Annotated in this window: 21 protein-coding genes; 5 read left to right on the forward strand and 16 right to left on the reverse strand. The window is 45.4% G+C overall.

Translation table 11 applies throughout. The annotated features are described in order from the left end of the window. Positions 1-76: 76 nt before the first annotated feature. From clpX to BC343_RS28725, 8 genes are all read right to left on the reverse strand, one after another. The gene (gene clpX / locus BC343_RS28690) at positions 77-1,315 is read right to left on the reverse strand and encodes an ATP-dependent Clp protease ATP-binding subunit ClpX (RefSeq protein WP_078351250.1); all 1,239 of its coding nucleotides are present in this window, start codon (positions 1,313-1,315) and stop codon (positions 77-79) included. A gap of 95 nt (positions 1,316-1,410) precedes the next feature. Further along, the gene (gene clpP, locus BC343_RS28695) at positions 1,411-2,139 is read right to left on the reverse strand and encodes an ATP-dependent Clp endopeptidase proteolytic subunit ClpP (protein WP_078351251.1); all 729 of its coding nucleotides are present in this window, start codon (positions 2,137-2,139) and stop codon (positions 1,411-1,413) included. 282 nt (positions 2,140-2,421) lie between these two features. Continuing rightward, positions 2,422-3,774 carry a trigger factor gene (gene tig / locus BC343_RS28700; RefSeq protein ID WP_078351252.1) on the reverse strand — a complete coding sequence of 451 codons (1,353 nt, stop codon included), beginning with the start codon at positions 3,772-3,774 and terminating at the stop codon, positions 2,422-2,424. 105 nt (positions 3,775-3,879) lie between these two features. After that, complete coding sequence (locus BC343_RS28705) at positions 3,880-4,866, reverse strand: c-type cytochrome (RefSeq protein WP_078351253.1); 987 nt, start codon at positions 4,864-4,866, stop codon at positions 3,880-3,882. 104 nt (positions 4,867-4,970) lie between these two features. Beyond that, entirely contained in the window at positions 4,971-5,354 is a 384-nt protein-coding gene (locus BC343_RS28710) for a hypothetical protein (RefSeq protein WP_078351254.1), read from the reverse strand. 66 nt (positions 5,355-5,420) lie between these two features. Then, entirely contained in the window at positions 5,421-6,149 is a 729-nt protein-coding gene (locus BC343_RS28715) for a head GIN domain-containing protein (RefSeq protein WP_143822394.1), read from the reverse strand. 124 nt (positions 6,150-6,273) lie between these two features. Continuing rightward, a complete protein-coding gene (locus tag BC343_RS28720) occupies positions 6,274-6,873 on the reverse strand; it encodes a GIN domain-containing protein (protein ID WP_078351256.1) in 600 nt (199 codons plus the stop codon). 489 nt (positions 6,874-7,362) lie between these two features. Continuing rightward, positions 7,363-7,968, reverse strand: a complete 606-nt coding sequence (locus tag BC343_RS28725; RefSeq protein WP_078351257.1) for a GIN domain-containing protein — start codon at positions 7,966-7,968, stop codon at positions 7,363-7,365. A 320-nt stretch (positions 7,969-8,288) separates the two neighbouring features. On the opposite strand from BC343_RS28725, the gene BC343_RS28730 reads away from it, so the two are divergent. Together BC343_RS28730 and BC343_RS28735 are read left to right on the forward strand one after the other, a co-directional pair. Next, positions 8,289-9,053, forward strand: coding sequence for an SDR family NAD(P)-dependent oxidoreductase (locus tag BC343_RS28730; RefSeq protein WP_078351258.1), 765 nt, complete (start codon positions 8,289-8,291; stop codon positions 9,051-9,053). A gap of 68 nt (positions 9,054-9,121) precedes the next feature. Beyond that, positions 9,122-10,030 carry a helix-turn-helix domain-containing protein gene (locus BC343_RS28735; protein ID WP_078351259.1) on the forward strand — a complete coding sequence of 303 codons (909 nt, stop codon included), beginning with the start codon at positions 9,122-9,124 and terminating at the stop codon, positions 10,028-10,030. A gap of 7 nt (positions 10,031-10,037) precedes the next feature. Here BC343_RS28735 and BC343_RS28740 read toward each other — a convergent pair whose 3' ends face one another. The 3 genes from BC343_RS28740 to BC343_RS28750 form a co-directional block, all read right to left on the reverse strand. Next, positions 10,038-11,933 (reverse strand): RecQ family ATP-dependent DNA helicase, encoded by a 1,896-nt coding sequence (locus BC343_RS28740; RefSeq protein ID WP_078351260.1) that lies wholly within the window; start codon positions 11,931-11,933, stop codon positions 10,038-10,040. A 20-nt stretch (positions 11,934-11,953) separates the two neighbouring features. Next, entirely contained in the window at positions 11,954-12,364 is a 411-nt protein-coding gene (locus BC343_RS28745; protein WP_078351261.1) for a hypothetical protein, read from the reverse strand. 133 nt (positions 12,365-12,497) lie between these two features. Further along, positions 12,498-13,784 (reverse strand): citrate synthase, encoded by a 1,287-nt coding sequence (locus BC343_RS28750; protein ID WP_078351262.1) that lies wholly within the window; start codon positions 13,782-13,784, stop codon positions 12,498-12,500. 143 nt (positions 13,785-13,927) lie between these two features. Between BC343_RS28750 and BC343_RS28755 the strand changes: the two genes are divergently transcribed. After that, a complete protein-coding gene (locus tag BC343_RS28755) occupies positions 13,928-17,212 on the forward strand; it encodes a PAS domain-containing hybrid sensor histidine kinase/response regulator (protein ID WP_078351263.1) in 3,285 nt (1,094 codons plus the stop codon). Between the two features lie 4 nt (positions 17,213-17,216). Here the strand turns inward: BC343_RS28755 and BC343_RS28760 are convergent, their stop codons facing one another. Further along, positions 17,217-18,464: an ABC transporter permease gene (locus BC343_RS28760; RefSeq protein WP_078351264.1), complete on the reverse strand. Its 1,248-nt coding sequence runs from the start codon at positions 18,462-18,464 to the stop codon at positions 17,217-17,219. 200 nt (positions 18,465-18,664) lie between these two features. Here BC343_RS28760 and queA point away from each other — a divergent pair, with 200 nt between their 5' ends. Together queA and BC343_RS28770 are read left to right on the forward strand one after the other, a co-directional pair. Continuing rightward, positions 18,665-19,714, forward strand: a complete 1,050-nt coding sequence (queA, locus tag BC343_RS28765; RefSeq protein WP_078351265.1) for a tRNA preQ1(34) S-adenosylmethionine ribosyltransferase-isomerase QueA — start codon at positions 18,665-18,667, stop codon at positions 19,712-19,714. A gap of 245 nt (positions 19,715-19,959) precedes the next feature. After that, a complete protein-coding gene (locus BC343_RS28770) occupies positions 19,960-20,676 on the forward strand; it encodes a 2-C-methyl-D-erythritol 4-phosphate cytidylyltransferase (RefSeq protein WP_078351266.1) in 717 nt (238 codons plus the stop codon). A gap of 41 nt (positions 20,677-20,717) precedes the next feature. On the opposite strand, the gene BC343_RS30880 is transcribed toward BC343_RS28770, so the two are convergent. From BC343_RS30880 to BC343_RS28775, 4 genes are all read right to left on the reverse strand, one after another. After that, entirely contained in the window at positions 20,718-20,864 is a 147-nt protein-coding gene (locus BC343_RS30880; protein ID WP_143822395.1) for a lmo0937 family membrane protein, read from the reverse strand. Between the two features lie 140 nt (positions 20,865-21,004). Then, the gene (locus BC343_RS30885; RefSeq protein WP_143822396.1) at positions 21,005-21,154 is read right to left on the reverse strand and encodes a lmo0937 family membrane protein; all 150 of its coding nucleotides are present in this window, start codon (positions 21,152-21,154) and stop codon (positions 21,005-21,007) included. Between the two features lie 134 nt (positions 21,155-21,288). Continuing rightward, positions 21,289-21,435, reverse strand: coding sequence for a lmo0937 family membrane protein (locus BC343_RS30890; protein WP_143822397.1), 147 nt, complete (start codon positions 21,433-21,435; stop codon positions 21,289-21,291). 288 nt (positions 21,436-21,723) lie between these two features. Beyond that, positions 21,724-21,945, reverse strand: a complete 222-nt coding sequence (locus BC343_RS28775; protein ID WP_002996718.1) for a DUF2795 domain-containing protein — start codon at positions 21,943-21,945, stop codon at positions 21,724-21,726. Positions 21,946-22,007 lie beyond the last annotated feature (62 nt).

Consider the following 22,007-nt stretch of genomic DNA (forward strand, 5'->3'; position numbering starts at 1 on the left):
CAAACCCCGGCGGGGTATCGCCAGGGCTGCGTTGTATTTGGTAATACAAAGATAGCTATTTTAAGCTAAATTAGTGTTATGCTACCTTTAATTTTTTAAGATCCGACTTTTCGAACTTCTCTCTCGCGTACTCCAGCGTTACGTTCAGGCGCTTCACATCTTTCTTAGACGGAAACTCGAACATAGCATCTATCATGATGGCCTCGCAGATAGAACGCAGCCCGCGGGCACCCAGTTTAAACTCCATGGCCTTATCAACCACAAAGTCCAGCACCTCATCTTCAAAGTCCAACTTTACGCCTTCGTATTCGAACAGTTTCTTGTACTGTTTCAATAACGAGTTCTTAGGCTCGGTAAGAATGTTGTGCAGCGCTTCCCTATCCAACGGATTCAGGTAAGTTAGCACCGGTAAACGGCCTATCAGCTCGGGTATCAACCCGAACGATTTAAGATCCTGCGGCGTAATGTATTTGTACAGGTTCTTCAGGTCCACCTCACTATCGTCGCGTTTCATTTTGTAACCCACGGTTTGGGTACGCATACGGTTGGCTATCTTTTTATCGATACCATCAAAAGCGCCGCCGCAAATGAACAGGATGTTGCTTGTGTTCACGGTGATCATTTTTTGGTCGGGGTGTTTACGGCCGCCTTGCGGTGGTACGTTCACCATAGTTCCTTCCAAAATTTTCAATAATGCCTGTTGTACGCCTTCACCGCTTACATCGCGGGTGATAGAGGCATTATCGCTCTTACGGGCAATTTTATCTACCTCGTCGATATACACAATGCCGCGCTCGGCCATGTTTACATCGTAATCCGCACTTTGCAGCAAACGGGTTAAGATACTTTCTACGTCCTCGCCTACATAGCCGGCCTCGGTAAGTACCGTGGCATCGCAAATGCAGAAAGGCACATTCAGTATTTTGGCAAGTGTTTTAGCCAGCAGGGTTTTCCCCGTACCGGTTTCGCCCACCATTATGATGTTCGATTTTTCTATTTCTACCTCATCCTTATCTACGCGTTGGTTAAGGCGTTTGTAGTGGTTGTATACCGATACGGCCAACACTTTCTTAGCATCGTCCTGCCCTATGATATACTGATCCAGGTGGGTTTTTATTTCCGAAGGTTTTAAAACAGCCGGCGACGACGGAGAGGCTTTTACCTTCCGCACTTTTAATTCTTCTGCCAGTATCTCGTTGGCCTGGTTTACGCACTTATCGCAAATGTGCGCATCCAGCCCGGCTATCAGCATCAGGGAATCCTGCTTACCTGCGCCGCAAAACGAGCATCTGATCTCCTTGCTGTTCTTGTTCATTTCTCAATTGGTTTATCAAAAATAATCAAATTCAAATTAATTACAAAGCAGCGCAACTCTAATTAGTTGTGCTGCTTTACTTTAACATGAACCAATTATTTGGTTTTGTTGCTATTGCTTTTTAAAACTTCGTCAACCATACCAAACTCTTTGGCTTCGTCGGCTATCATCCAGTAATCGCGGTCTGATGCTTCCCAAACTTTTTCGTACGATGCACCGCTATGATCGGCAATGATCTGGTAAAGTTCTTTTTTAAGCTTCGTGATCTCGTGATATGTGATCTCGATATCGCTTTGCTGGCCCTGCGCACCGCCCGATGGCTGGTGTATCATCACCCTTGAGTGTGGCAAGGCTGCCCTTTTACCTGCTGTACCTGCGCACAATAATACGGCACCCATACTGGCCGCCATACCTGTACAAATAGTAGCTACATCGTTAGAGATGAATTGCATGGTATCGTATATCCCTAAACCGGCATAAACCGAGCCACCCGGAGAGTTGATGTATATCTGGATGTCGCGCTTAGCATCTGCTGATTGTAAGAACAGCAATTGAGCCTGGATAATGTTTGCATTTTGGTCGTAAATAGCATCGCCCAGGAAAATAATGCGGTCCATCATCAGGCGGCTGAATACGTCCATCTGGGCCACATTTAACTGGCGCTCTTCTATGATGTATGGGGTCATGCCTGTAGGGCTGTAAATGCCGCTTGGCTGGCTGTTACGGTCGAAAGTTGAAAGGTATTTATCTACAGTAAGCCCGTTTAAACGGTGATGTTTAACGGCATACTTGCGGAATTCATTTCTATCGATATTACTGCTCATGTTATTTGTTTTTTATAATGTAATGTTATTGGCTTACGGGGCTAATATAGTTGTTAGTTGAATAGTTTTGGTGATGTAAAGTTTTTATTAAGTAAAAATTGTTTCATCTACTTTGCAAACGCTAATTGCTTTGTACCGAAGTTTTCTCTTTCGCACTCCCGCGCTTTCCCTCCCCTTCTGCTCTATCGAAATGACAAAATTTTTCAGGCCGTTTAAAACACAAAAGCATCTGCCTTGCGGCAAATGCTTTTGGTGACACGTATTTTATTGAACGGGAAGCGCTTAGTCTTCCAGTTTGTTAAAATCGGTAAACAGGATCTCTTTGTTATCTAAAGTGATAACGCTTTTGATATAGTCGAAAACCCTAACGGCTTTTACTTCTTCAAAAATTTTGTTGGCCTGTTCTTTATTTTGCAGGTACTGCACGGTGTATTGTGCCAGTTGCTCCTCAGGAAGCGACTGCTGGCTGTACGCACGGAACTGCTGATCTAAGCTCATTTTAGCGTACTGGAATACATCTTCGTATTTTATCTCGATGTTGCCATCGCGTACTACTTTGTTTGCTATCAGTGTCCATTTCAGGTTTTTTGCAAAATCATCGTAACCACCTTCCAATTCTTCTGTAGTAAGTTTTTCGTTGGTTGCTTGTAACCAGCGTTTCAAAAACTCATCAGGCAGGTTAAACTGTACTTTATTAAGGCTGTAGTTGTAAATGTCGTTCTGCAGTTTGCGTTCGCTATCCTGCTGCATCATCATTTCAACTTCTTCGGTGATCTTCTCACGGAAGCCTTCTTCGGTAGTTACATTACCTTCACCAAACAACTTGTCAAAGAACTCCTGGTTCAGGTCGGCTTCTTCTAAACGGTTAACATTTTTTACCGTTAATTTGAAGTCCGATTTCAGGTCGGCAGCTTCAGCTTCTTCTATCTTAAGTACACCTGCAATTTTAGCTGCATCGTTACCGTAAGCTTTCTGGATGTCTAAAGTTACCGTATCGTCTTTTTTCAAACCGATCAATGAAGCTTTAACGGCTTCGTCAGTGATCTGGTCTAAACGTACCGAACCGGTGTTGCTAATGCCACCCTCAAAAACAGAACCATCCGGAGAAAGTTGTTCTAATACCGAGTAAAGCACGTCATCATCTGCCGATACGTCAGGATTTGTCATTTTGCCATAAGCACGACGGATGTTTTTGATGCGCGATGCCAGGGTTTCTTCATCCGCTTTAATGGTGTAACGGGTGATGGTATCTTTCGAGCTGAAATCAACATCAAACTCAGGCGCTAAGCCAATTTCGTAGTTAAATTCAAACTCGTCGGCAAAATCCCAGTTGTATTCTTTGTGCGCGTCTTCGCGTTTTGGCAAAGGCTGGCCCAATACTTCCAGTTTCTCGTCTTCCAGGTATTTATTTAAGGTATCGTTTAGCAGGTTATTTATCTCATCAACCAAAATGTTTTTACCATACATTTTCTTGATGTGCGCAGCAGGAACCATACCCGGACGGAAACCCGGAATTTTGGCTTTTTTAGCTTGGTCTTTAATGGTTTTTTCTACGCGTGGCTGGTAGTCAGCGGGGGTTAAATTGATCTTTACAACCGCATTAAGGTTATCAATTTTTTCCTGTGATATGTTCATCTTTTTTACCGGATTGTGTTTTTATACAACATAAACCGCCGTGCATGTAATTACCACGCACGGCAGCTTTTTAGAGGCGCAAAAGTATGAATTTATTTTGAGATATTAATTTGATGTTAGCTTGTTTTCAAATTTTACTACGTTGTTGCTTACGGGCTTAACCGTACGCAGATAGGCATATATTGCTTCAAGGTCTTTCTTCTCCATAGCACCATATTTCCACCAGGGCATAATGGTTTGGAAATCGCCGGGTTTTACGGCTACAGGTTTAGCGGTACCATTGCCATATTGGGCAAAGCGGGCCACAAATTGCTCTTTGGTCCAGCTGCCTATACCGGTTTTTACATCTGGTGTAATATTGGCCGCACGCAATGTTGCGCCGGGCATCCCATATTCATTACCGCCGGCAAATTCAAAACCGGGCACGGGTTTACCTTTATCAGCTTTGGTATGGCAATCGGCACAAGCAGCACTTTGCACCAGGTATTGGCCGTATTTTAAAGTATCGGCTTGCGAAGGCAGTTTACCAAGGGTTGCTTTTTGCGGCATGGTATGTACCAAAATATTCAACGGGAAATCAAGCTTGCGTTCGGGTTGCTTTGTTTCGATAGGTTTAAGTGTACGGATATAGGCTATGATGCTGTATATATCCTCCCTATCCATTTTGCCGTAGCTGGTGTAAGGCATTATAGGGAATATAGCCGAACCATCCTTTTTAACCCCTGCGGTAATGGCGCGGAAAAGCTCGCCGTCGGTCCAGCTTTTGAGGTGGAACGGGGTAATGTTGGGCACATAAACCGTACCGGGGAAGCCTGCCGCAGCATCGAATTTATCGCCCCCTCCGCCAAGGATATTGGTATCTATAGGGCCGGCAAATTCGTTAAATTTACGGTTGCTGTGGCAATCCATACAAACGGTAACGTGGTTGGCCAGGTATTTACCGCGCTGAATGCGTTTGGGGGTTAATTCTACTTTTATGTTTTCGGGTTCGCCAACATTGGGCAGCGCGAGGGTTACATAAGATATCGCTGATACAACGATCAATACGATAAAGATGACGATATACGCCATCCATTTTTTGAACTTTTTCATGATGAGGTTAAGAGTACTGTGTTATTAAAACACTAAGGCGCTTTTAACCACATGAATGTTACAGCGTTGGGTAATTTTTCTTGAATTTATTCAGAAACGGTTCGCTATGGGGATCGCCTGCAATTATAACTTGTTATGATAGCCAGTTTTCTCCCGTTCCTGATGAGGTAATAGGTAAGGCTATTAGGCTGCTTATTGATAGAATCGTTAACGCGAACCGTTTTCCACAATAATGAATCTTCGAGATTGTGGAAGTAAAAAACATCGTTGAACCATTTACGTTCTATCTCGATAGTTCGGTACTGATGATTTGCCGAATCGATATATTTCTTTATCACTACTCCTTGTAGCGACAGATCCCTGGCTTCGGCCTCCAGCTGGCATTTATCGCTCATATAAAAGCTTCTGTATAAACTCTTGTAGTCTTTAACAAGCAATATGGCCACCAACCCAATGGCGATATATTTTCTGGCTTTATAGGTATCCATCCTCAAACAAAGAAAGTGGATGTTTTAACACACCCACTTCCATTTAAATTTCTTATATGCTACAGATCAGTTCACCTTAGTTAACGATGCCGCACCCGATTTAGAACTGCTTACGCGCGACGGGCTGCCACGGTATTCGGTTTCGGAGGCACCGCTGCTTTGTACGCTCAGGTCCTTCAGCACATTTATACGGCAATGGCTTGCGCCCGATGATTCTATCTGGTATTTACCAACCACAAAGTCGAACGCATAAATATCGCTGCTGCCGCTCAGTGCCAATCGGTGCGATGCTGCCTGCCCTTTCAGCTTTATCTCGCTGGCGCCACTGCATTCGGTGCGCACATCGGCTGCGGCAAGGTCAAGGTCTACATGGGTAGAACCCGAAAGGTCCATATTAAAATCGCCGGTGTTGATGCGGCCTATCGAGGCCACCTCTACCGCTCCCGAAGCACCCAACTGCTCCAGTTGTTTAAAGCCTATGTTCACCGTAATTTTTATATCGCTCTGCAGGTTGCGGGTGGTGTAAATGCGCAGTTCGTGCCCTTCTACCTCGGTTTTAATGTATTTCATGAGGTTATCATCGGCGGTAACGGTAACAACCGATGAGCTATCCTGCACCAAGGTAGCGTTAAGCCCGCCCGAGATATCTACCCTATCAAATTCAACAACGGTACGGCGCTCGGTAGCAGTTTTGCCTGAACCATGCACCCTTTTAAAACGGCGGCACGATGACGATAACAGGCTGGCCGACAACACGGCAACTAAAACGAATATTTGTAAGTATGATTTTTTCATGTGAGGTTTTTGTTTTTTTGACAACAGATATTGCGCTTAAGTTACACTTTAACCTAAAATAAAAAAAGCCGCTGCTATGCAACGGCTTGGTTTTTATGTGTATTTAAATTGTGAAAGGTGCTTATTATAAACCTGCGATATCGCGTTTACCTACAGATGATACCTGGGTTTTGCTTTCGTTAACAGTGATGAAGTTATCGTTGATCACGCTGGCGGTATCGGCATATTTCAGGCTGTATTCGGTTACGCCGCCGGTTAAAGTTGCTTTGGCGTTGTTGTTTACAGTTACACTGGCGCGGTAAGCTTCTATATTCAATTGAGCGGTAGCGCTATCGTGCAGGTCAACATCAAACTCAATTTTTGATAAGCTACCGAATGATTTTACAGCGGCATTATCATAAGCACTGATGGCGCGAAGGTCGTTAGCGGTAACCCATACTACTAATTTTTCATCTTTGTATGATGATATGCGCAACACACCGTTCTGGCTTTGTACCAAAGCGCTTTCGGCATAGTACTGATTGTAAACTTTCACCTGGTCGGCGCTGCCATCGCTAACGTAAAGCTCCACGTTGCCGTGTACTTCTATCTTGTTTATCTGGCTGATGTTGGTTAAAACGGTGCTTACTTCTTTGCCATTATTTTCGGTTGCGGCATAAGTAAAATTGGTGGTTGCCAAGGCTGATGCTATTACAGCTACAATGGCTAAAAATTTTGTTTTCATTTTATTTAATATTTTGATTGTGAGAACCTTATGTTGTTTAGTAACTTAATACATAGATAAGACGAAGCCAACGCAGAAACGTTACAGGCAAATAGTGTATTTTAGACACAGTGCCGGTTTATATCGGTGAAAGTTGGGATAGTGTCGGTGAAAATTCAAATGTGCAGATGGAGGAGCGCTAAGCACCACTATTGCATGTCCTGAGATCATAAAAAATTGTCATTCCGAGGGAAGCGAAGCGACGAGGAATCTTGTTCAATAAAGCATAAACGCTTTGCACGTGGACTTTACAGAATGAACAAGTTCCCTCCTCGCCCCTGCGCACCTTCCCACCATCGCTCGTTCGGGATGACATGGTGGTGGTAGCTCCTCGCCCAACACTTACGCCCAACAGCGCTCGTTCAGGAAGACATGGGGCACAAAAAAAAGCCACCGTTTACACGATGGCTCTCTGTTGGAATATATGTTGAACTTTTGCAAAAGTAGTGCTTACAATACGGCTACATCTGTTTTTGCTACCGCGAATTTGTTGGTAACGTTATCGGTTTTGTTTGTGGCTACCACGCTGCTGCTGTTGATGGTAGCGCTTTGGTCGCGGGTTACGCTGTACTCGGTTACGGTACCTGCTACGTCGGCTTTGGCACGGTCGTTTACGGTGATGCTGGCTTTGTAGGCATCTAAGTCAAGCTTTGCTGATGCGTTGTTGTACAAGGCAACGTTCAGGTCAATTTTTGACAGGTTGCCGAATGATTTAACTTGTGCATTATCGTAAGCAGCAATGTTGCGCAGGTCGGCAGCGGTTACCCAAACTACCAGCGGTTTGTTGGTGTATGATGCAATGCGCAATACACCGTTTTCATTTTGCACCATGGCGCTTTCGGCATAGTAACGGTTGTAAACTTTTACCTGGTCGGCGCTGCCATCGCTTACGAATAACTCCACGTTACCGCGGACTTCGATCTTGTTTATCTGGCTTACGTTGCTTAAAACGGTGGCTACTTCTTCGTTGTTATTTTGTGTTTTAGCAGAGGCTGCGGTTACGGTACCTAAGGCTAAAGTGAATATGGTGGCAATGGTTAATATTTGAGTTTTCATGGTTATAATATTTTGATAGTGAGTGTTATTATTAATTTCTTTCGTTTTTAAATACATCAATATGACGAGTGGCAGCAGGAAACGTTACAGCAGTTTTCGGTGTATTAGACGTACGGCAGGAATGTGTCGGTGAACGGCGAAAATGCGTCGGCGAAAAAGATGCGGATGTGCAGATGAAAGGGATAGGCTGGCGCACGCGTGCCGCGTGTGCTTTTAATAAACAGGATGGTATTATTTGATTTTTACAAATACCCGATTGATTGTTACAAACTACATGGCACGTTATATGCCCACCTTTGTATCAACAAAATAATACTACAATGGAAAAGCAAAGCAAAATAGCATTAGTAACAGGCGGCAGCCGCGGGTTGGGTAAGGATATGGCCCTGCGCATAGCCGAAAAAGGGCTCGACGTAATACTAACCTACAACAGCAAAGCCGAGGAGGCACAAGCCGTAGTTACCGAAATAGAAAACGCCGGCCAAAAGGCTGCTGCCCTGCAATTAGATACCGGCAACATCAAAAGTTTCGATGGCTTTATTGAACAGCTGAAGCAAGTTTTAAAAGATAAATTCGGCACCGAAAAATTCGATTTCCTGCTCAACAATGCGGGCTTTGGCCGCAACAACCCCATTGCCGATTTTACAGAGGAAGCCTTTGATGAGTTGCTGAACGTACATTTTAAGGGTGTTTACTTCCTTACTCAAAAATCTCTTGGGCTACTTAATGATGGCGGCGGCATCGTTAATATATCATCGGGGCTTACCCGCTTTAGCGTGCCCGGTTCTTCTGCATACGCCTCCATGAAGGGTGCTGTGGAGGTGTTTACCCGTTACCTGGCCAAAGAGCTTGGTCCACGCGGTATCAGGGCCAATATTATCGCACCCGGCGCTATAGCTACCGATTTTAACGATGCCCATATCCGCAAAAGCGAAGAACTCACCAAAATGGTAAGCAGCATTACCGCCCTTGGCCGTGTAGGCCTTGCCGAAGATATTGGCGGCGTGGCAGCTTTCCTTTGCAGCGAAGATGCCCGCTGGGTAAACGCCCAACGCATCGAGGTTTCGGGCGGTATGATGGTATAAACCTGCCCTGTAGATTTGACAACTTTTAAAAAGTTGTCAAATCTTTAATGTAATATTGATTAGGCATCATGATAACCACCACCACTCTCGAAGATTTTTACCGGCGCAATGCCGCCATATTCCCAGCGGGCATCAGCAAGGACCTTGGGCATTTTAATATCTTCGAAACGGAAAAACTATTCGATAAGGCGACCGGTGGGCGCACCATGCCCTACAACCGCCGCGCTTACTATAAAATAAGCTGGATACGCGGACAAAGCACTGCTGAATACGCCGATAAAATAATAGATACCGGCGAAAATGCCCTGCTATTCGCCACGCCAAAAATCCCCTACCGTTGGTTGCCTGCTGATGATAACCAAACGGGTATGTTCTGCATTTTTACGCCGGACTTTTTTATGCCGGGTAAATCGGGCATTCAGTTGGATGAGTTACCTATCTTCCAACCCGGGCAGGTACCTGTATTTCAACTGAACCAAGAGGAAGTAAAGGAAGTAGAATACATCTTTAAGAAGATGCACAAAGAGATAGGCACCGACTACCGCTACAAGTACGACCTGCTGCGTACGCTGGTATTGGAGCTGATTCACTACGGACAAAAGCTGCAACCCATGGCGGCGCTCAGTACCACGCAAAATGCCTCGGAACGTATCACCCACATGTTCATCGAATTGCTCGAGCGGCAGTTCCCGCTGGAAGCGCCGGGGCAAAAACTTGGCCTGCGCACCGCCAAAGACTACGCCGACCGCCTTGCCGTACACGTAAACCACCTGAACAAGGTACTAAAAGAAGCCACCGGCCGCACTACAACCGATATCATAGGCAACCGCATCATACAGGAAGCTAAAATACTCCTTAAACAAACCCATTGGACGGTAAGCGAAATTGCGTATGCACTGGGGTATGATGATCTGGCGCATTTTTCAAAATATTTTAAAAAGCAAACGGCGTTGACGCCTGTGGCGTTTAGGGCGTAAAGGGCATCTACAAATAATACCTCTCCCCATCCGTTTTTATCTTCCCTGCATCCAATAATAAGCGGATGGTTTCTATCTTTTCCTTCTCATTGCCGGGTTTTATGGCAGTGATGAGCTCTGTGATGGTGTAGTTATCTGTGCTTAGCAATTGTACGATCTCGTTGGTGATATTCTCGAATATCTCCGATGCGTTTTTTCGGCGTTTTTCGGCAAGGCACACGTCGCAGCTGCCGCATTTGGGGGCGTTTTGCTCGTCGAAGTAGGCTAACAGCATTTGGCTGCGGCAGCGCTTGTGTTCGGCATAAGCAAATACCGCTTCCATTTTTTGGCGGTAGGTGGCTTTGCGATTGTCAATATCCGCCTTATCTATGTAAATGTTATTATTCTGCTGGCGCGGGCGGGTCCAGGTTATTTGGGGTTTATCGGTTTGGGGCAGGTAGCTTAGCAAACCGAACGACTGTAGTTGTGTGAGCCCTTCTATCACCTGCTGCACGCTCATGGCTGTACGGCGGGCGAGATCGAACTCGCGCAGGCGCACATAATTATCAAACGCGCCGCCGTAGCTACGCAACAGCGTTTTCACAAATGGTTCCCAGCCTGGGTTTTGTATCTGGAAGTTATATAATTCCTCATTCAATACCTCGAACCGGAAACGAGAAGGTAAATACACGCTCTCGCTAAAAGCCACGTATTCGTTCTGCTCCAAAAACTTGAGGGAGTTAAGCGTTTTTATGGGGTCGAGTTTGTATTGGGCGCAAAACTCTGCCAGGTCTATATCGAAACTGGCACCTTCGCCGGTATCATAAGCCACGCGGCAGTAATTGCCCAGTTGGTGGTAAACTACCTTTATTTCGTCTACCGAAGGAAAGTTCTGCACAAACATTTTTTCGCGGCGGGCGCGGTCTATCTGGTCGTAAAGTAAAACCGCGTAAGCTTTCTGCTCGTCGCGGCCTCCCCTGCCCGCCTCCTGGTAATAGGCTTCCAGGCTGTCGGGAATTTCGAGGTGGGCAACAAAGCGCACGTCGGGTTTGTCTATCCCCATCCCGAAGGCATTGGTAGCTACGATAATGCGCGTACGGTTATTTTTCCAGGCTTCCTGCTTTTCGGCACGCTCATCTGCACTTAAACCGGCATGGTAAAAATCGGCACGGATGTTATTTTGGTTCAGAAACTTGGCCACATCCATAGTGCCTTTGCGGCTGCGGGTGTAAATAATACCGCTGCCTTTTATGCCCGTAGCAATATCCATCAGGCTGCGGCTTTTATTTTCGGTATGGCGCACTACGTAACTAAGGTTTTTACGGGCGAAGCTTTGCTGAAATGTGAGGCTGCCGGGCTTGAACTGGAGCTTCTCTTTGATATCCTCTCGCACATCTGCGGTTGCTGTTGCCGTTAGGCCCAGCACAGGCACTTTTGGGTGCAGTTCACGCAGATCGGCAATGTGCAGGTATGGCGGGCGGAAATCGTACCCCCATTGCGATATACAATGCGCCTCATCAACCGCGAACAAGTTTACGTTCATGTACTTGATGCGCTCCTGCACCAGTTCGCTCAGGAGGCGTTCGGGCGATAGGTACAGGAATTTGGTATAGCCGTAGATACAATTATCCAGCGCAATATCCACCTCGCGGCGGCTCATGCCCGATACTATTGAAATAGCATCTATCCCCTTTGCCCGCAGGTTTTCCACCTGGTCTTTCATTAAGGCGATCAGCGGCGAAACCACAATGCAAATACCGTCCCGAGCCATGGCCGGCACCTGGAAACACACCGACTTGCCCCCACCCGTGGGCAGCAGCGCCAGGGTATCGTTCCCGGTTAATACCGATGCGATGATCTCCTCCTGCATCGGCCGGAAATTATCATGCCCCCAGTATTGTTTAAGCAGTTCGCGTGTGGTCATTAGTTATTTTGAGAGGTGGATTACCTGTATTTGATAATGTAAAGGTGATCGGGTTCTTTTGGCGATCTATAGTATATCTCGTTTGTAAGTTTGTTCATTGACACCACCTCGAAAGATGAATTATTAATTTTTAACCGCTTATTATCGATCAGCCATGCCGATATGTTCCTAATGTAGCCATGATTGAAAAAACCTTTCATTTTGTACATTTCAGAGCGTGTCCAATGCAAATAATCAATGTCGTGGTTTTCAATAAGGCTATCTATTTCGCCTTTTGAATCATAATATTCTCTTGACCAAAGCAAATATTTATCTCCTCTTATTTTTATAATGATGTCCGCATCTTTAAGGGCAAAGACCGGATGTAATTTCCAAACATTCGCTTTACTAATTACGGTTAGCTGTTTTTCGCCGGCGGGCAAAAAAAACATAAGTATCAAAGTAAATATTAGAGACATCTTCATCAGGTGTTATAAAAAAAGCCCGGCAAATGGCGGGCTTTGAATGTTGTTTGGATGCGATCATAGCGATGGGTTTGAAACCCATCGCTATGCGCAAATGCAATTACCTTGAAGCAATATCAGTATAATCCCTGTCGGTAGCGCCAACGTAAATCTGGCGAGGGCGGCCAATAGGTTCTTTGTTTGCTTTCATTTCTTTCCACTGGGCTATCCATCCCGGCAAGCGGCCAAGGGCGAATAGCACCGTGAACATTTCTGTAGGGAAGCCCAAGGCGGTGTAAATGATACCCGAGTAAAAATCTACGTTAGGGTACAGCTTACGCTCAACAAAGTATGGGTCGCTCAGCGCAACTTCCTCCAGCTTTTTGGCTATCTCCAGGGTTTCGTCCTGTATGTTCAGTTTGGCTAAAATATCGTCGCAAGCTTTCTTGATGATCTTGGCGCGCGGATCGAAGTTTTTGTAAACGCGGTGGCCAAAGCCCATCAAACGGAAAGGGTCGTTCTTATCTTTTGCTTTGGCTATCCATTTATCGGTATCGCCGCCGTCTTCCTTAATTTTCTGCAGCATTTCTATCACCGCCTGGTTAGCGCCGCCATGCAGCGGGCCCCACAGTGCAGATATACCTGCAGATATAGAAGCGTACAAGTTAGCATCCGACGAACCTACTATACGCACCGTAGATGCAGAGCAGTTTTGCTCGTGATCTGCGTGCAAAATAAGCAGCTTATTCATGGCATCAACCACCACCGGATCTATAGCCACATCCTCGGTAAGCTGCCCGAAAGTCATGTGTAAAAAGTTGGTTACATAGTCCATTTTGTTCTGCGGATACATCATTGGGTGGCCTAATGACTTCTTATATATCCACGAAACGATGGTGCTCATCTTGGCAATCAGCTTAATAATTTCGAGGTTTATCTCCTCGTTTGTTAAGCCTTGTTTCAACGACGACGGGTTGAAGGCCGCCAGTGCGCCAATGAGCGACGACAACTGCCCCATTGGGTGCGAACCCGAAGGGAAGCCATCGAAAAATTTCTTCATATCCTCGTGCACCAATGTATGGCGGCTTATCTCGTGCTCAAAGTTTTTGAGCTGATCGGCGGTTGGTAATTCACCATAGATCAACAGGTAGGCAACTTCTATAAAAGTCGATTGTTCAGCCAGTTGCTCTATGGGGTAACCACGGTATTTCAGTATACCCACTTCGCCGTCGAGGAAAGTAATTGCGCTTTTGGTAGCGCCGGTATTTTTATATCCTACATCCAGGGTTACATAGCCCGAGAGGTCGCGCAGTTTCGAAATATCTATCGCTTTTTCTCCTTCGGTACCTTCAATAACAGGCAGTTCGTATGTTTTGTCACCAATTTTTAGTTGTGCAGTATCAGACATAGAAAATATAGTATTTGCAACAAATGTAATTAAATATGCGTATTAAACGGCTTTAAGATAAATTTACCTTTTGTAAAAAATGTAAAGCTATATATCGGTTTTTTTCGTAATTTGTTTCGTGGCAAATAAAATACCCCTAACGCATGTCATTTAAAGATCGCACGTTGTTATTGATCGAAAATGACAATACTATTTACCGGCTACTGTTACTGGGCCTGCTTATTGCAGCGCCTGCTTTACACTATTTATGCTTTTATAACTCATACGATCCCGTTTGGCTGCGCGCCATTAATGCGGGGCTAAGCGCAATTGCCCTTGGGTTTTCGTTCACTGCCCTTAAACGCACTTACGTTTACCTTACCTGCGCCACTATCCTCTCTTACCTGGTTATCAATAACGGCATTTTGCTTGGGGCCAATGGGTTCGAGCATGTTTACCTCTTTAGCTCCATCACCATATTTATATCGCTTACACTTTTCTGCAAACGGCCATGGGAGTTTGTGCTGATATGCGGGCTAAATATTATTGCTATAGTGTGCGCCTACTATACGGCGCCAAAACTTTATATATCGGGTTATGTGCTCATGGCGTTGCTCGTTGTTTTCACGGCCATAGCCTATGTGTCGCTATTTGTAGTGATGACCTACCAGCAAAAATTCAAGCGCGCGCTGGATGAGGTGCTGCTGCTGAACGATACCCTGATGGCGAATGATGCAACCCTGCGCCGCAGCCGCGAAGAACTGCACTCGCTCATCAGCTCGATGAATGATACCGTTTTCGAACTGAACGAAGATACCACCTGCTATAACGTTTGGTTCGGGCAAAACAGCCCGCCTTACCTAACCCGCGATCAATTTGTGGGTAAACAGCTTTTTGAGGTAATGGGCCCCGAGCAGGCCGTACCATTTGCGAGGGTGTATGAGCTGGTACGCACGAATCGCGAGCCTGCCTCACTTGAGTTTCCATCGTTATACGGCCACCCAAAATGGTTTATTGCCAAAGCCTCCCCTGTTTTTGATGCCAAGGGCAACTACCTGCACCGTATATCGGTATCGGTAACGGATATTACTGAACAAAAAAAACGCGCCGACTCGCTCGTAGAAAGCGAGGCTTTATTGCAGCAGGCCCAAACTATTGCCAAAACGGGCAACTGGTGGTTTGATGCCGTTACCCGCGAGAACCATTGGAGCGATAACCTGTTCAAGGTATTGGAGGTTGATACCATCCCCGAACCGCTTACCAAATTTGAGTATTACATGGCCATGGTGCACCCGGACGACCTGGAGCGCACGGCCGACTACTTTACCAATATTACCACCGTTGCCGATGTAAACTGTGAGCATAAAATGCTTACCCCAAAAGGCAACCTAAAGTACATACGCGTACAGCGCGGCGACCTGCAATATGCGCCCGATGGTAGCCTGAAACGCATTGTAGGCATTATACAGGATGTTACTGAGGCCCGCCTTGCCGAGAAGGCCGTAAAAGTGAGCCAGATAGAATTACTGGAAGCACAAAAGATAGCCAAAATAGGTAACTGGAAATTTGATAACAGCAGCAAAAACCTGGCCTGGAGCGATGAAGTGAACGCCATTTACGAACTGGACGAGGCTGAAGCTTCAGAATCGGCTGCGGGGCGTACGCTTATCAAATACATCCACCCCGATGACCGCTATGTAATACGCAACCTTTTCAGGGCCGAATCGGATATTGCGGTAGAGTACCGCATTATTACGCCAAAGGGTACCTTAAAGCACATCAGTGTAATTACGGGTAAGCTAATGTTCCGCGAGGATGGCAGCGTTCGCAAAATTGTGGGCACCCTGCAGGATATTACCCAGCGTAAACAGGCTGAAATAGAACACCGCAGCACCGAAGATAAATTTATACAGGTATTGGAGACGGTAAGCCTTGCGGCCCTGTCGCTTGATGCCAATGGTTGCGTAACCTTCTGCAATAAATACCTGGCAAACTTACTGGGTTACCGGCAGGATGAGATACTGGGCATGAACTGGATGTACAATTTTGTACCCGAAGAACTGCGCGAAATGATGCAGGGCTGGTTTGTTACCGATAGTATAAAGGCCCACTATATAAACCCCATAATTTGCCGTAACGGCGAGTGGCGCACCGTTAGCTGGCAAAACACCGTTAGCTACGATGAGCAGGGAAAAATAAAGGGTACTACCAGCATTGGCGAGGATATTACCCTGCAGCAAATAGCCCGGCAGCAACTCATCAGCGCTAAAGAAGAGGCGGAGCGTTCATCGCACTTTAAATCAGAGTTCCTATCTATCATGAGCCACGAGATACGCACGCCCATGAATGCGGTGATAGGTACCACTAATCTGCTGCTATCAGAAGACCCACGCCCCGAACAACTGGAATACCTCAACACACTAAAATTTAGCGGCGAAAACCTGCTGGCCATTATTAACGATATACTCGATTATAATAAAATAGAGGCCGGCAAGCTGGTGTTGAACAAAGGCGTATTCAACATACACCAGCTAACCCAAAACATCAGGCAATCTTTCTACGCTAAGGCAGTAGAGAAGAATTTGGAGATAGAACTGGTAACCGGTCAGGGTATTCCCGAATACCTCATTGGCGACCAAACGCGCCTGGGCCAGATTTTAATAAACCTGGTAAACAATGCCGTTAAATTTACGCTGAAGGGCAAAGTGGCCATTGTACTGGAGAAAGAGCAGGCCACAGATAAAGAGATACTGATAAACTTTAAGGTAACGGATACCGGCATAGGTATCGCGCCCGAGAACCTCGGCATTATATTCGATCCTTTTATACAAGAAGAGCGCGTAATAAACAACGAGTACGGCGGCACTGGCCTGGGCCTTGCTATTACCAAACGCCTGGTAGAGCTTTACAACAGCAGCATACGTGTGCAAAGCGAAGTGGGCAAGGGCACTCAGTTCAGTTTCTCGGTGCTGTTTACGCTGGCACCGCAGCCGGCTGCTCAGCCGCAGGTATCGGCAGCGCAGGTGGTTGCGCCATTATTGCCTACACTGCATGGCATGAATATTTTGGTGGTTGATGATAATAAGATGAACATTATGATAGCCACAAAATTTTTGAAGAAGTGGCAGGCTAATGTAGATGAGGCCATGAACGGGCAAATAGCCGTGGATAAAGCGGCCGAAAAAACTTACGATCTTATTATTATGGACCTGCAAATGCCGGTAATGGATGGCTTTGAAGCCTCGGCCATTATTAAGCAGATGCAGCCCGCCTTGCCTATTATAGCCTTCACGGCCGATGCTATGCCCGAAACACATGCCAAGGCTTTTGAACACGGCATGTGCGATTATCTCACTAAGCCTTTTGTACCCGATGTGCTCTTCGAAAAAATATCGCGCCATTGCAGGCCGGTAGCTGCTACGCAGCCTAACCCGGCGGATATAATTTAAAGCATCAATTAGTACGGATAGCCTCTACAGGATCCATCCGCGAGGCAAACCATGCGGGTATAATGCCGGCAACCATTCCGATAACTACCGATACGGTAAGCCCGCGGATGACGTTGGTCGCGTCTAAGATAACCTCAAGGTCTGCAGCAGCCTTTACGACTAACGTGCCGAGGTATACCAGCAGCAGCCCTATCAAACCGCCCATTAGGCATAACGCAACCGACTCGAGCAGGAACTGCAGTAAGATGAAATAGTTTTTGGCCCCGAGGGATTTTTGTATACCGATAATATTGGTACGTTCTTTCACCGAAACAAACATGATATTGGCTATACCGAAACCGCCCACCAGCACACTGAAACCGCCGATAATGTTACCGGCAATATTCACGATAGTAAAGAGGCTATCTAACTGATTGGTGATAACGCTGGATTTATTGAGCGCAAAATTATCATCAACACCCGGGCGTATACTGCGGATAGAACGCATAATACCACGTATCTCGCTTTCTACTTCGCTTTCCGACAGGTTATCCTGCCCGCGCACTACTATAGATGGGTTATACTTTTCGTTCTCTACATCAATAACGTTTTTAGCAAAGTTCAGCGGAACAAGCACCTGTTTATCTGTTGATATCCCCAGCATATCATCGCCTTGTTTGCTAAAAACGCCAATAATGGTAAGCTTACGCCCCATAATTTTTATCTGTTTACCAACAGCATCGCCACTGGGAAATAAATTAGCAGCAATATCGAACCCGATAAGCGTAACCGGCGACCCTGTACGCGATTCTATATCAGTAAAATAGCGCCCGTCCTGGAAATCGAAACTGATCACCTTATCATGCTCGTGCGATACGGCATTTATTTGTGCCCCATCAACCGTGTTACTGCCGTATTTCACGGTGCGGTTATCAACACTTATCTCATAAGTAATGGCTTTGGCGGTTTGGCTGCGGCGGCGTATCTGGTCAAAATCGCGCAGTTTGGGTACAGGGCGCTGCATGTATTTCCACCATGGAAAATCGTCGCCGCCGTCCCATGGCCACTTTTCTACATAAATACTATTGTTACCCAGCTTATTAACGCTTTTTTGCAGGTTATTACGCAAGGTATCAACCGCCGACCGCACCGCTATAATGGCAAAAATACCAATGGTTACGCCCAACAGCGATAGCAGCGTGCGTAGCTTGTTTTGTCTGAGGGCATCGTATGCAAATAAAAAACTCTCGCGTATAAGTTTTAAAATAATCATAACAGTGTTTTACGGGTATACCGGCAGAGCGGCAGCTATGTTAAACCGGGTAATTTTTAGGTTAGACGAACGTTGTTGCCTTAAGTTACAGCGTGCGCAATAAAAGTATTTTGCAGATTATCAAAACGAAATATAAAAAAATCGGTTAATTTAACAAAAAATCCGTATTTTTGCGGCCTGAAAATTCATCTCTATAAAACATGAAATTATCCCAGTTCAAATTCAACCTGCCCGATTCACTAATAGCACATACCCCCGCCGACAAACGCGACGAATCTCGTTTGATGGTTCTGCATCGCGATTCCGGTAAAATCGAGCACAAGATATTTAAAGATGTACTGGATTATTTTGACGACAAGGATGTAATGATCCTTAACAATACAAAAGTATTCCCGGCGCGCATGTATGGCAACAAAGAGAAAACCGGTGCCACCATCGAAGTTTTCCTGCTGCGCGAATTAAATAAAGAACTACGCCTTTGGGACGTATTGGTTGACCCGGCGCGTAAAATACGCGTTGGCAACAAACTTTACTTTGGCGATGATGACCTGCTGATAGCCGAGGTTGTAGATAACACTACATCTCGTGGCCGTACCATCCGCTTCTTGTTTGATGGTACCGACGAGGAGTTCCGCCGCAACGTAGAAATATTGGGCGAGACACCACTGCCAAAATACATTAAACGCAAAGCTACTGCCGAAGATAAAGAGCGTTACCAAACCATCTTCGCTAAAAACGAAGGTGCCGTGGCCGCCCCTACTGCAGGCCTGCACTTTAGCCGCGAGCTAATGAAACGCCTGGAATTGAAAGGTGTTGAATTTGCCGAAGTTACCCTGCACGTTGGTTTAGGCACCTTCCGCCCGGTTGAAGTAGAGGATTTGACCAAGCACAAAATGGACAGCGAGCAGTTCATCATCGAGCAAAAACAAGCTGATATTGTAAACAAAGGTATCGAGCGTAAAAGCCGTATCTGCGCCGTAGGTACCACATCAATGCGCACCATTGAGTCGGCAGTATCTGCAAATAAAACCCTGAAGGCCGCTAACGACTGGACCAGCAAGTTCATCTTCCCGCCGTACGATTTTAGCATTGCCAACAGCATGATCACTAACTTCCACACGCCGGAATCGACCCTGTTGATGATGATAAGTGCATTTGGCGGTTACGAGCATGTAATGAATGCTTACGAAGTTGCCGTAAAAGAGAAATACCGTTTCTACAGCTATGGCGATGCCATGCTGATTATCTAATTTAGATGAGAGATATGAGAGGTGAGATTTAAGATAATTACTCTCATGCTTAATAAAATGAGATATATGCGAAAGCCTGTATCTCATTTTTGTTTTATAGCTTTGGCAACATAAAACGTCATCCCGAACTTATTTCGGGACCCCACATGCAAAGTTTACGGCATGCAGAGCGACTAACATGGTGGCTACCTGCCGCGTGGGTGCTGAAACAAGTTCAGCATGACGTGAAAATTTATTGACGATAAATGCCCGGTCTCAAATCTCATATCTCAGATCTAAAATCTAAATCTTTCGCCATTATTGTAGCAGGCGGAACAGGCTCGCGAATGCAATCCGCCTTGCCTAAACAGTTTTTAGAATTGAATGGCAAGCCGGTGCTGATGCACACGCTGGAGGCCTTTGCCGCCAGTACATCTGCCCCTACCCTTATTTTGGTGCTGCATGCAGATTTTCACGGGCTGTGGAAAGAACTTTGCGCTGTGCATAACTTTTCGGTAAAACACCTTTTATTAGCCGGCGGCGAAACGCGTTTTCATTCGGTAAAGAATGCAATTGACTACATTACCGACACCGATGTGCTAATTGCTGTACACGATGCCGTACGGCCACTTATAAGCCCTGTTGTTATAGATGAAGCCTACAGCACCGCCCAAGCCCAGGGAAGCGCCGTAGTAGCCGTCAAAAGCCGCGACTCGGTTAGGCAAACCACGGGCACTACATCTCAGGCTCTGAATCGCGATAGCATTTACCTGGTGCAAACACCTCAAACCTTTCAGTCCGGTTTGTTAAAGCAGGCCTACAAGCAGCCTTATACTTCCAATTTTACTGATGATGCCTCGGTTGTTGAGCAGCTTGGGCATGATATACAGCTGGTTGAGGGCAACCATACCAATATTAAAATAACTTTCCCCGAGGATATTGCCATTGCTGAGGCCATTTTAAACAAAAAACCATCGGCCTGATGTGGGCCAATGGTTAATTTATTGAGCTTTTCGGTTAGCTATCAGGCTCTCCTGATAACACCTAATAATAATGCGATAATGGCTATTACTAATAGCGCGTGAATGATATTGCCGGCATGGTTAAAAAAGAAACCGAATACCCATCCTATAACCAGGATAACTGCAATTATGTACAATAAGCCTCTCATGTTGTTGTGTGTTTTTATTGTTGTTAATACTTAGGTAGATTGTACTTAACCATATACCAAAATCATTCCAAAAAGGGATAGAATAAAAAAAGACGCCTTTAGAAAGCGTCCTTTTTATAGCTGAATAACTTAACGTGAAGTTAAGCTCTCCGAATTACCCCTAACAGTAGCGCTATAATAGCAATTACTAATAAAGCGTGAATAATATTGCCGCCGAACGGGCTTACAAATGCGCCGAATACCCAAATAATAACCAGGATGACCGCGATAATGTATAATAAGCTTCTCATGATGTTGTGTTTTTTATAAATGTTAATATTAAGTAGATGTTAACATGTATGCGAAAACCAAGCCAAAAAGCCATAAACAAAAAAAGAACGCCGGTTAAGCGTCCTTATCATAAACAGTTATTATAAATATAATATCAGGCTCTTCGGATAACCCCTAATAATAAAGCTATTATAGCTATAACTAATAATACGTGTATAATACCACCTGTATTTGTATAAAAGAAACCGAACAGCCACCCGATGACCAGGATAACCGCGATAATGTATAGTATGCCTCTCATTGTTGTTGTGTTTTTAGTAATGTTTAAGTAATACGTAATTGCATTTTACTTAATACTAAAATCATTCCAAATGAGGGTGCTATCGTCAAATCCGGGAACTTCGACTGTTGAACTGGGGGTAATAAGCCTCTCGGGGATAAAACTGCCGCTCGGCTGTCGCACATGCATTGCGGCTAAGATTTCTCCTCGCCCTTCACTCCGTCCCCTCGCTTCTGTTCATAGTGCTACGATGGAAAACAAAAAAGCCCCCAATCACTCGGAGGCTTCTTTATATGTTTGCAACGGAAGTTAATATTCGTCTTCGTTAAAAAAGAAATCGTCTTTGGTTGGGTAATCCGGCCAAATTTCCTCAATGTTTTCATAAGGCTCGCCATCGTCTTCCAATGCCTGCAGGTTTTCTATCACCTCTACCGGCGCTCCCGAACGGATAGCATAATCAATTAACTCATCTTTAGTTGCCGGCCATGGCGCATCTTCTAAGTGCGATGCTAATTCAAGTGTCCAATACATGTTTTTATATTAATTGGTAAATTTCCGTTTTCGCAAAAGTATAATATTTTTAAATTGATTTT

Origin of the sequence: Mucilaginibacter pedocola, assembly GCF_002013915.1 — a bacterium.
GTDB classification, from domain to species: Bacteria; Bacteroidota; Bacteroidia; order Sphingobacteriales; family Sphingobacteriaceae; genus Mucilaginibacter; species Mucilaginibacter pedocola.

Excerpts from the sequence above, each read along its gene's own strand:
- clpX (WP_078351250.1), bottom strand. The coding sequence starts at position 1,315 with ATGAACAAGAACAGCAAGGAGATCAGATGCTCGTTTTGCGGCGCAGGT.
- clpP (WP_078351251.1), bottom strand. The coding sequence starts at position 2,139 with ATGAGCAGTAATATCGATAGAAATGAATTCCGCAAGTATGCCGTTAAA.
- tig (WP_078351252.1), bottom strand. The coding sequence starts at position 3,774 with ATGAACATATCACAGGAAAAAATTGATAACCTTAATGCGGTTGTAAAG.
- BC343_RS28705 (WP_078351253.1), bottom strand. The coding sequence starts at position 4,866 with ATGAAAAAGTTCAAAAAATGGATGGCGTATATCGTCATCTTTATCGTA.
- BC343_RS28710 (WP_078351254.1), bottom strand. The coding sequence starts at position 5,354 with ATGGATACCTATAAAGCCAGAAAATATATCGCCATTGGGTTGGTGGCC.
- BC343_RS28715 (WP_143822394.1), bottom strand. The coding sequence starts at position 6,149 with ATGAAAAAATCATACTTACAAATATTCGTTTTAGTTGCCGTGTTGTCG.
- BC343_RS28720 (WP_078351256.1), bottom strand. The coding sequence starts at position 6,873 with ATGAAAACAAAATTTTTAGCCATTGTAGCTGTAATAGCATCAGCCTTG.
- BC343_RS28725 (WP_078351257.1), bottom strand. The coding sequence starts at position 7,968 with ATGAAAACTCAAATATTAACCATTGCCACCATATTCACTTTAGCCTTA.
- BC343_RS28730 (WP_078351258.1), top strand. The coding sequence starts at position 8,289 with ATGGAAAAGCAAAGCAAAATAGCATTAGTAACAGGCGGCAGCCGCGGG.
- BC343_RS28735 (WP_078351259.1), top strand. The coding sequence starts at position 9,122 with ATGATAACCACCACCACTCTCGAAGATTTTTACCGGCGCAATGCCGCC.
- BC343_RS28740 (WP_078351260.1), bottom strand. The coding sequence starts at position 11,933 with ATGACCACACGCGAACTGCTTAAACAATACTGGGGGCATGATAATTTC.
- BC343_RS28745 (WP_078351261.1), bottom strand. The coding sequence starts at position 12,364 with ATGTTTTTTTTGCCCGCCGGCGAAAAACAGCTAACCGTAATTAGTAAA.
- BC343_RS28750 (WP_078351262.1), bottom strand. The coding sequence starts at position 13,784 with ATGTCTGATACTGCACAACTAAAAATTGGTGACAAAACATACGAACTG.
- BC343_RS28755 (WP_078351263.1), top strand. The coding sequence starts at position 13,928 with ATGTCATTTAAAGATCGCACGTTGTTATTGATCGAAAATGACAATACT.
- BC343_RS28760 (WP_078351264.1), bottom strand. The coding sequence starts at position 18,464 with ATGATTATTTTAAAACTTATACGCGAGAGTTTTTTATTTGCATACGAT.
- queA (WP_078351265.1), top strand. The coding sequence starts at position 18,665 with ATGAAATTATCCCAGTTCAAATTCAACCTGCCCGATTCACTAATAGCA.
- BC343_RS28770 (WP_078351266.1), top strand. The coding sequence starts at position 19,960 with ATGCCCGGTCTCAAATCTCATATCTCAGATCTAAAATCTAAATCTTTC.
- BC343_RS30880 (WP_143822395.1), bottom strand. The coding sequence starts at position 20,864 with ATGAGAGGCTTATTGTACATAATTGCAGTTATCCTGGTTATAGGATGG.
- BC343_RS30885 (WP_143822396.1), bottom strand. The coding sequence starts at position 21,154 with ATGAGAAGCTTATTATACATTATCGCGGTCATCCTGGTTATTATTTGG.
- BC343_RS30890 (WP_143822397.1), bottom strand. The coding sequence starts at position 21,435 with ATGAGAGGCATACTATACATTATCGCGGTTATCCTGGTCATCGGGTGG.
- BC343_RS28775 (WP_002996718.1), bottom strand. The coding sequence starts at position 21,945 with ATGTATTGGACACTTGAATTAGCATCGCACTTAGAAGATGCGCCATGG.